The sequence below is a fragment of the Bradyrhizobium sp. Kon69 genome (assembly GCF_055807515.1).
Genome location: NZ_JBVVOS010000276.1, coordinates 1 through 290 on the forward strand (window position 1 = coordinate 1; position 290 = coordinate 290).

Annotated in this window: 1 protein-coding gene; it reads left to right on the top strand. The window is 61.0% G+C overall.

What is annotated here, in order from left to right; translation table 11 throughout:
- A partial coding sequence (locus tag AC0L3U_RS39150; RefSeq protein WP_473365084.1) for a catalase occupies positions 1 to 290 on the top strand: 290 nt, incomplete at both ends.

The window sequence follows — 290 nt, forward strand, 5'->3', positions numbered from 1 at the left end:
CGACCAAGATCTGGCCAAATGTACCCGAGCGCAAAGTTGGGCAAATGGTGCTCAACCGCAACCCGGCCAATGTGTTCCAAGAGACCGAGCAAGTAGCGATGGCGCCGGCCAACCTGGTGCCGGGTATCGAACCGTCGGAAGACCGCCTGCTGCAAGGTCGAGTGTTCTCCTATGCGGACACGCAAATGTACCGCCTGGGCGCCAACGCGCTGCAACTGCCGATCAATGCGCCACGGGTGGCCGTCAACAACGGCAACCAGGACGGTGCGATGAACTTCGGCAAGACCACC